Annotated in this window: 6 protein-coding genes; all 6 read left to right on the top strand. The window is 65.1% G+C overall.

Annotated elements, in window-relative coordinates; translation table 11 throughout:
- Positions 1 to 81: 81 nt before the first annotated feature.
- A complete protein-coding gene (locus tag JTN19_RS08440; protein ID WP_206931477.1) occupies positions 82 to 2,001 on the top strand; it encodes a site-specific DNA-methyltransferase in 1,920 nt (639 codons plus the stop codon).
- On the top strand, positions 2,001 to 4,499 hold the full coding sequence (locus tag JTN19_RS08445) for a DEAD/DEAH box helicase (RefSeq protein WP_206931478.1): 2,499 nt from the start codon (positions 2,001 to 2,003) through the stop codon (positions 4,497 to 4,499). The genes JTN19_RS08440 and JTN19_RS08445 overlap by 1 nt, the downstream gene beginning before the upstream one ends.
- An 83-nt stretch (positions 4,500 to 4,582) precedes the next feature.
- Complete coding sequence (locus JTN19_RS08450; RefSeq protein ID WP_206931479.1) at positions 4,583 to 6,418, top strand: DUF262 domain-containing protein; 1,836 nt, start codon at positions 4,583 to 4,585, stop codon at positions 6,416 to 6,418.
- A 247-nt stretch (positions 6,419 to 6,665) separates the two neighbouring features.
- Positions 6,666 to 7,154: a hypothetical protein gene (locus JTN19_RS08455; RefSeq protein ID WP_206931480.1), complete on the top strand. Its 489-nt coding sequence runs from the start codon at positions 6,666 to 6,668 to the stop codon at positions 7,152 to 7,154.
- A 126-nt stretch (positions 7,155 to 7,280) separates the two neighbouring features.
- Positions 7,281 to 7,505, top strand: coding sequence for a hypothetical protein (locus tag JTN19_RS08460; protein WP_206931481.1), 225 nt, complete (start codon positions 7,281 to 7,283; stop codon positions 7,503 to 7,505).
- Positions 7,506 to 7,604: 99 nt separating this feature from the next.
- Positions 7,605 to 7,825, top strand: a 221-nt coding sequence (locus JTN19_RS08465; protein WP_456315794.1) for a hypothetical protein, incomplete at its 3' end; no start/stop codon positions are given.

Below are 7,825 nucleotides of genomic sequence, written 5' to 3' on the forward strand. Positions count from 1 at the left end.
GCCCCGGCCGGTCCAGTGGCCAGCATGGAATCACAGGTCGCCCCTCAACAAACGGCACCTGTGCCTCTATGCTCCGCCACCATGACGACATCCCGCTATAGTGATATCCCGCGCGAAGAACTGGTCCGACTATTGGAGCGCCGCGACGCGCGTCGTTCCTTGGGCTTAGTCTGGGAACGCGAGCGCATCGCGCGTGACAATACTGACAACGACGATTTCATCGCTTTTGATCTGGACGCGACGATTTCGACTGCGCCCAGCCTGGACGGTGGCTGGAAGAACTTGATCATCGAGGGCGACAACTGGGACGCACTGCGCGCTTTGCGCTTGACCCATGCCGGCCGCGTGAAGTGCATCCTCATCGATCCTCCATACAATACCGGCAACAAGGACTTCGCCTACAACGACAGCTTCGTCGGCAAGGAGGATCGCTACCGGCAAAGCGTCTGGCTCGAGTTCCTCTACCGCCGCCTGCTGCTGGCGCGCGACCTCCTGACAGAGGACGGCGTGGTCCTCGTCTGCATCAACGACGAGAATCGGGCGCTGCTCGACCTGCTGATGCAGCAAGTATTTCCGGGGATGCGCCTGGGTAGCTTCGTCTGGCGCACGAAGGACACCAACAACAGCGACAAGCGGCGGAACTGGTCCGGCGTGCACGAGCATGTGCTGGTCTTCGCCAATCCGGGCTTCGGCTTCATCGGGCCGGATGCAGGGCCAGGCAAATTCAAGGTCCGGCCTGAGTTCGGCGATGAGCCGGTTCGTCTGGATCCGATCACGAAAGCAGGGACCTTCATTTCTCGTCCGCATACGTACTACCCGATCCAAAATCCCGAAACCGGCCTGTGGTACCCCTGTGCGCCGAATCGCGTCTGGGCGTTTTGGAGTGAAGAAGAAGTCAAACGCTCAAATGAGGAGGCAAAGGCGGAACCTATCGATCCAGTGACTGGAAAGCGCCGGAAGATCGCCAAGCCCGGTAAAGATGAGCCGATCGAACATTATCTTCGAGCACGCGAGATCGTCTTCCCTGCCGAAACAGCCGACCCGTTCTTCTACGCCACGCGTGCCGAACTCGATGCGGCCATCGCCCGCGGCGACGTGCCTCGCGACGGCAAGGGCAGGCCGCTGTTGCGGCAGGGGTTGCCGCGGCTCGACTTCTGGGTCGGCAAGCAGATCGCCCGCGGCCGGCTCAGCCGAATCGTGCGCATGACCAAGGAGGATGAGACCAAGCGCAAGCCGGTCGGCAGTTGGATCGGCGGGCTGAACGAGGATGCTGCGGACGACGAGACCGAGATGCTCCGCTCGGATCGGCAGGGCGTCGGCACCGCCGAGATCGAGCATCTGTTCGGGGAGCAGATTTTCAGCTTCCCGAAGCCGCTCTCGCTCATCCGTTCACTGGTGCAGGTCACGACCCAGGAAGGCGACCTGGTCCTGGATTTCTTCGCCGGCAGCGGCACCACCGGACAGGCGGTGCTGTCCCTGAATGACGAGGACGAAGGTGATCGGCGCTTCATCCTGGTGTCGAACACCGAGGCGACGGCGGAGGAGCCTGAGAAGAACCTGTGCCGGGATGTCTGCGCAGAGCGCATCCGCAAGGTGATCGCGGGCCATGGCGATGCCGAGCCCTTGCCCGGCGACTTCGCCTATCTGCGTACGCGACGCCTCGATTGGGATGACGCCCCGTATGATCTGATGCCGGATCAGGTCTGGCTGCTGCTGCAGCTTCGGCACCAGCGGTCGCTGCGACCCTTCGACCCGACGCGGGCGGTCCAGTCGAGCCCGCCGCCCAGCGATGACCCCGATGCCGGCCAGCTTGCTTTCATCCCCGACTGGTCTGAAGCGGCAGAGGGCGCTCTGCGGGAACTGTTGGCGACCGGCCCCGTGCAGGCCTTCAGCCCGGCGCCAGGTGCCATACGGGCTGCGCTCGACCTCCCGCACCTCGCTATCGAGGCAGCACCTGGGCGGTTGATGGATGAGTTCCCGCGCGTGATTGCAGGGCTGTGATGGCGCGCAAGCCAGGCAGAACCGCCCCCATTGTTCTGCGCGACTTCCAGGAGGATTGCGTTGCCGCGCTTGCACGCGGAGCGGTCAACACGATCGCGAAGATCCGGCAGGCGCCAGCCAACCGAGGGCGCATCACGCGTGAGCAGGGCTATTCGCTGCTGGAAGCTCCTACCGGCTCCGGCAAGACGGTCATGCTGGCGAATGCAGCCGAGCGCATCAGCCGTGATGCGCCGGTTGTCTGGTTCTGGTTCGCGCCCTTCGCCGGCGTGATCACGCAAACCGCCAGCACGCTGAATCGCGCGGCGTCCGGCCTTCGCGTCCGCATGCCTGCAAAGGATCGTGCCCTGGAAGGCACCAAGCCGGGCGACGTCTTCGTCGCGACCTGGGCCAGCGTTGCCGCACGTAAGGCTGAGACGCGGCGCATGCGGGAGGATGACGACAAGGCAATCGGCCTCGGCACGCTGCTGCAAGGGCTGCGAGACGCTGGCTTTGCGATCGGCGTGGTGGTGGATGAAGCACACCACTCCTTCCGTCCGGGCAGCGAGGCGTTTCGCTTCTTCACCGACACGCTGCGACCGGACCTCGTCATGATGGCGACGGCCACGCCGGATGATGGCGACATTGAAATCCTCCGACGCGCCCTGGATGTGGTGCGGTTCCAGCGCGTCTCCGTCTCGCGCGCCAGCGTCGTGGCGGCGCGACTGAACAAGCGTGCGGTGCAGGCTGTCAGCTTCTCGGCAGAGGGTGTCGGCGCGACGCTGGTGGACATGAACGAGGTGGCGCTGCGCGCTGCTGTGGTGAAGCACCGTGAACTTCGCACTGCGCTGGCGAAGCAGGGCCTGAAGGTGTCGCCGCTGCTGCTCATTCAGGCCGGCTCTGAAGGATGGACACCCTCGCGGGTGATGGATCTGTTGACGAAGAGCCTGGGCTTTGCTGCGGATTCCATAGGCGTTCATACCGCCGACGAGCCAGATCCTGATGTCTATGCCCTGGCGCGCGACCCTGCTGTCGAAGTGCTGGTCTTCAAGATGGCGGTGGCAACGGGTTTCGATGCGCCACGCGCCTTCGTCCTCTGTGCGCTGCGCGCCGTGAGGGACCCGGCTTTCGGTTTGCAGGTGGTCGGTCGCATCATGCGCGTGCATCCCGCCCTGCAGGCCCTGACTGAACTGCCGGCGCAGATCGATACCGGTTGGGTGTTCCTCGGCGACGTCGATGGGCAGGCTGGCTTGATTGGCGCGGCTGCCCGGATCAAGGCGATCAAGGACGGCATCTCCATCATGACGGAAGCCGTCCATGTCGTGAGCGTGCGCGCGACGGAAACCGGCAATCTGGTCGTCGTCGATGATGACGGTCAGCACGAGTTCGTATTGGAGCCGGACCCCGCGCCGGCCGGGACAGATGGCACGGCGCAGCCACGCGCCGAGCGTGCGGTCGCGACGCTGAATGCCTCGAGCACATTGTTTGGCGACCTGGACGAAAGCCAGGCGCCGCTGGCGGACGACAAGCAGGCAAGGACGGAAGATGGCGCTGGTCGGCCCCGCGGCGGACGAGCCGTCCCCATGGTGCATCGATATGAGCGAAGGCAGGGCGTGACAGTTCCCGAACGGCTACGCACGGAGAAGATGCCGCGCGATACCCAACCGCTCTTGCGGGAGCTGGTCCGCGCCGTGCGGTTCACGTCTGATCAGCTTTTGGCTGCACGAGCCGTCACCATGCCGATCGAACGGCGCGAGACCGAAATCTTCCAGGGGAACATTCAGCGCCGCACCGAAGAACAGGGCGTCATCTCCGAACTCTTCGCACGGCAGTCGGCCCACAAGGTCTTGAGCGTCTGTGACAGCATCGCCCCAGCCGATCTTGGTCGCGCGCTGACACAGAAGCTGGCGGATGATCTTGCCCGCTCGGGCCTCGAGCCGCTGGATGAGCGAGCCCTTCGGAAAGGCTTGCATGTGGTGCTGGGTCGATGGCCGGAAATCACGCGCGAGGCGCTGCGCAAGGCCATGGCTGCCTGCACCGAGGTGGTGGATGCGGCACCATTGCCGGAGGTTTGGACGAGCCCTGAGCCGCTGGTCGAGTCACCGCTCAACCTCTACGGCGTCATCCCGCAGGGGCTGAATACCTACGAGGCAGCCTTCGCCAAATGGCTCGATCGTCAGGCCGATCTGATTCACTGGTGGACGCGGAACCCGTCGCGGCCGAATGCAGTGGATGACTGGTCGGTACGCATCGTCCTCCCGGAGACGGGCCGCGGCTTCTACCCTGACTTCGTGGTGTCGGTGGATGGCCGGAAGGCCGGCCTCCTGCTGGCTGAAACGAAGGAACGGGTGGACAGCGCCGATACGGAGTTGAAGACGCGAACCGAGCACCGGGAGTACGGCCGGGCATTGATGATTGCCTATGATATGCAGCGGGCGCAGTTCTACCGATATGAGTACATGTTCGATCAGCAGCGAAACAGAGAGGTCGGCCTGCTTCGCCCTGACGATCTCCGAGACTGAAGGGTCCATGACCGTTCAGAGGTCCGTGAAATTTCGGGCCATATTCAGTGTATCTCTCTCCTTCTTACGCTCCGGGCTGACCCATGCAGACCAGCTACTCCACAATCTCTGATATATTCGGTCTGCCGCGCCGATACACCGTGCCGCTGTTCCAGCGGCCCTACGTCTGGGCGCAGAAGACGCAGTGGGAGCCGCTGTGGACTGATGTCAGCCGCCTGGCGGACGCCGCCCGTGCCGGCGTCAATCCGCCTCCGCATTTCCTCGGCTCGATCGTCCTGGAGAAGGTGGCGACACAATCGTACCCAGAGCGCCGTGACGTGATTGACGGCCAGCAACGGCTGACAACGCTGCAGCTCCTGCTCAAGGCCGCCCATGACTGCTTCTCCGCCATCGGCGAGCAGCAGCGGGCCCTGCAGCTCGCCTCGATGCTGCGCAACCACGCCATCGGCGCCGTCGAGGAGGAGCAGACCTTCAAGGTCCTGCCGACGAACGTCGACCGCGAAGCCTATCGCCGCGTGATGCAAGCAACATCTCCGGCCGATCTGATCGGCGTCGCCGGCCTGCTGCCGGATGCCTACCGATACTTCCACGGGCAGCTGTCGGAGTGGTTGGCGGCGCACGCGCCATCGCCAGGGGGCCAAGCCAGGGACGCCCTCTTTGTGACGCTGAACCAGCGCCTGAAATGCGTTGTGCTTGATCTGGACCAGACCGATGAGGCGCAGGTCATCTTCGAAACCTTGAACGCGCGCGGAACGCCCCTGCTTCCTGCTGACCTGGTGAAGAATTGGCTGCTCCGCGAGGTTGAGCGGCGTGGCCTGCACGGCAATATCGAACAGCTCTACGCCTCGACGTGGCATGAGTTCGACAAGGACCACGCCTATTGGCGGAAGGAGTCCGGACGTGGCCACGCTGCCCGTGCCAGGATCGACACCTATCTCGCAAATTACCTGACGCTGCACCTGCGGCACTCTGTGCCCGCGACCTACCTTTACGGCGAGTTCCTTGATCTTCAGGCACGGGAGGACGCTGGGCCTAGCACGGATGGCAGCGGGTCGGCGGTCAATCCTGTGGCTCGACTGCAGGATCTGCGGAAACACGCCGTCGGCTTTCGCCGCGCCGACGAGGCGACGGAGCCTGGACGCATTGGGGTTTTCCTGCGCCGTCTGAAGGCGCTGGATGTCGTCTCGCTGACTCCGTTCTTTCTCTGGCTGTTCGCGCGCCCCGGGACCGATGACAGCGACGCCGCAGCCGTCTCGGAGGCGCTGGAGTCGTTCCTGGTGCGCCGCATGGTCTGCGACCTCGACACGCGCGGCTACACGACTTTCTTCGTCGATCTACTCGCAGCTGCGTCGCAGACGCCGGACGCTGTTCCGGCCGCTCCCGCGGTGCGCCAGTTCCTCGGCAGATCACAGGCGGAGGGCGCGCGCTGGCCCGAGGACGCTGAATTCACAAAGGCATGGATGGCTGAGCCGCTCTACAAGCGACTCACGCGCCCGCGGCTTCGCATGATGCTTCTCGCACTTGAGGCCCGTCTCCATTCGCAGTTCAGCGAGGCGTTCACGCTCGCCGACGACAAGCTGCAGATCGAACACGTCATGCCGCAATCCTGGGAGAATCACTGGCCGCTTCCAGATGGCCAAGACGCCGGTCATGCGCAGGATCGGCGCAATGCGTTGCTGCACACCATCGGGAACCTCACCCTGGTCACCAAGAAGCTAAATCCCTCCCTGTCGAATGCGCCGTGGATCGCGGCGTCACCTGAGGGGAAGTCGAAGCGAGCGGGCCTTCACGGTCACAGCATCCTGCGGCTGAACCATGAGCTGGTGCATTCGCACGAAGATGGCTGGGACGAGGACCGGATCGAGGCGAGGAGCCTGACGCTGTTGCAGCACGCAAAAGCGGTGTGGTCCGCCCCCTGACGGTGAGCTGCCGCGGCGACCAATGCTCCCGATGAACCCCATGGTTCCTTCCTGGCCCCGCTGTATGCGGGGGGCGGAAGCGCGCAATGTCGCTAGCGGCAGGCATGAAACGAGGTTGCCACGGGCTCCACCCGGCTCGTGATGCCAGACAACGCTCTGGATTCGCTGTATACTCATCCACGCACGGCCCGCCCTTCCAGTTGCCAACCTCGGCGCTGGCAACGGCCCTGCGGCGAGGAGGCTGGCAATGTCCGAACGCACCACATCCGGCCGCGAGGTCGCCCGCCACCTCGGCGTCTCCCACACCGCGATCCAGAAGGCCGAGCGCATCGGGCGCATCACGCGCGAGCCGGACGGCACCTGGGACCTCGCGCGCGTGCAGCGCGACATGGCCGCCACCGCGCTTCCTGGCCGCTCGCCCCTCGCCCTGCCCGGTGACGCGACGCCGCTCGGCCGGCTCATGCTGGCCCGCCTCGCGCTGAAAGTGGAGGGGCAGCGCCTGGCCCTGGACCGCGCCAAGGGCCGGCTGATGGATGTGGGCACAGCGGGCCGGCACATCGACACCATAGCCGCGACCATGCGCGACGCCGTGCTGAACTGGCCGGCCCGCGTTGCCGGGACAATCGCATCCGAAATCCACGCCGACCCGCATCTCGTGCAGACGCTGCTGCAGGAGCACATGCACGCCCTGCTCTCCGACGTTGCCGCGCGACTGGACGGCCAGCCCGCGGCATAGGGACGATGGGGGTCGCGGCTCGCCGCTGCCCCCTCGAATTCTCCGATTGCCGGCGCTCTATCTGCTTGGCTCATGCGCGCCGCAGCGCGAATGGTCCGTCACGCGATGAGCAGGACGAAGACCAGCATGACCAAGCACGAAGCCAACCAGCAGCGGAGCCTCGCAGCCTTCATGGCGAAGAAGGCCGAATTCGATGCGCTGCTCGCCGAACTCACTCAGGCCAGCGACGACCATTTCAACGCGGATCCCGACACGGTGCTTTGGGGCGAGACAGCGTGGTTGGCCGACGCCACCGCGAAGCTGAAGGAAGTCGCCGACGCGCATTTCCGCCGCGGCGAATACGCGGCGTAGCCAGCGCCACCCGGCGCCGCGCCCGCCCCGGCAGGCCAGCCCTGCAGGGGCTCGGGGTCGTAGCACCCGGATGGTCGGGTGCTGGACCCGGAGACCCCAATGACCCCCATGCCGAAGCTTTCCGACACGCAGCGCGTGATCCTCAGCGCCGCCGCGCAGCACGAGATGGGTCTCGCCCGCGCGCCGAAGACCCTCCCGGCCGCCGCCCGCAACGCGGTGTTCCGTAGCCTGATCAAGAACAACCTGCTCACCGAGATCAACGCGCCGCTGGAGCATGTCGGGCTCGGCTGGCGCCAGGATGAGGACGGCACCTGGATCGT

Origin of the sequence: Roseococcus thiosulfatophilus (assembly GCF_017311575.1) — a bacterium.
GTDB lineage: Bacteria > Pseudomonadota > Alphaproteobacteria > Acetobacterales > Acetobacteraceae > Roseococcus > Roseococcus thiosulfatophilus.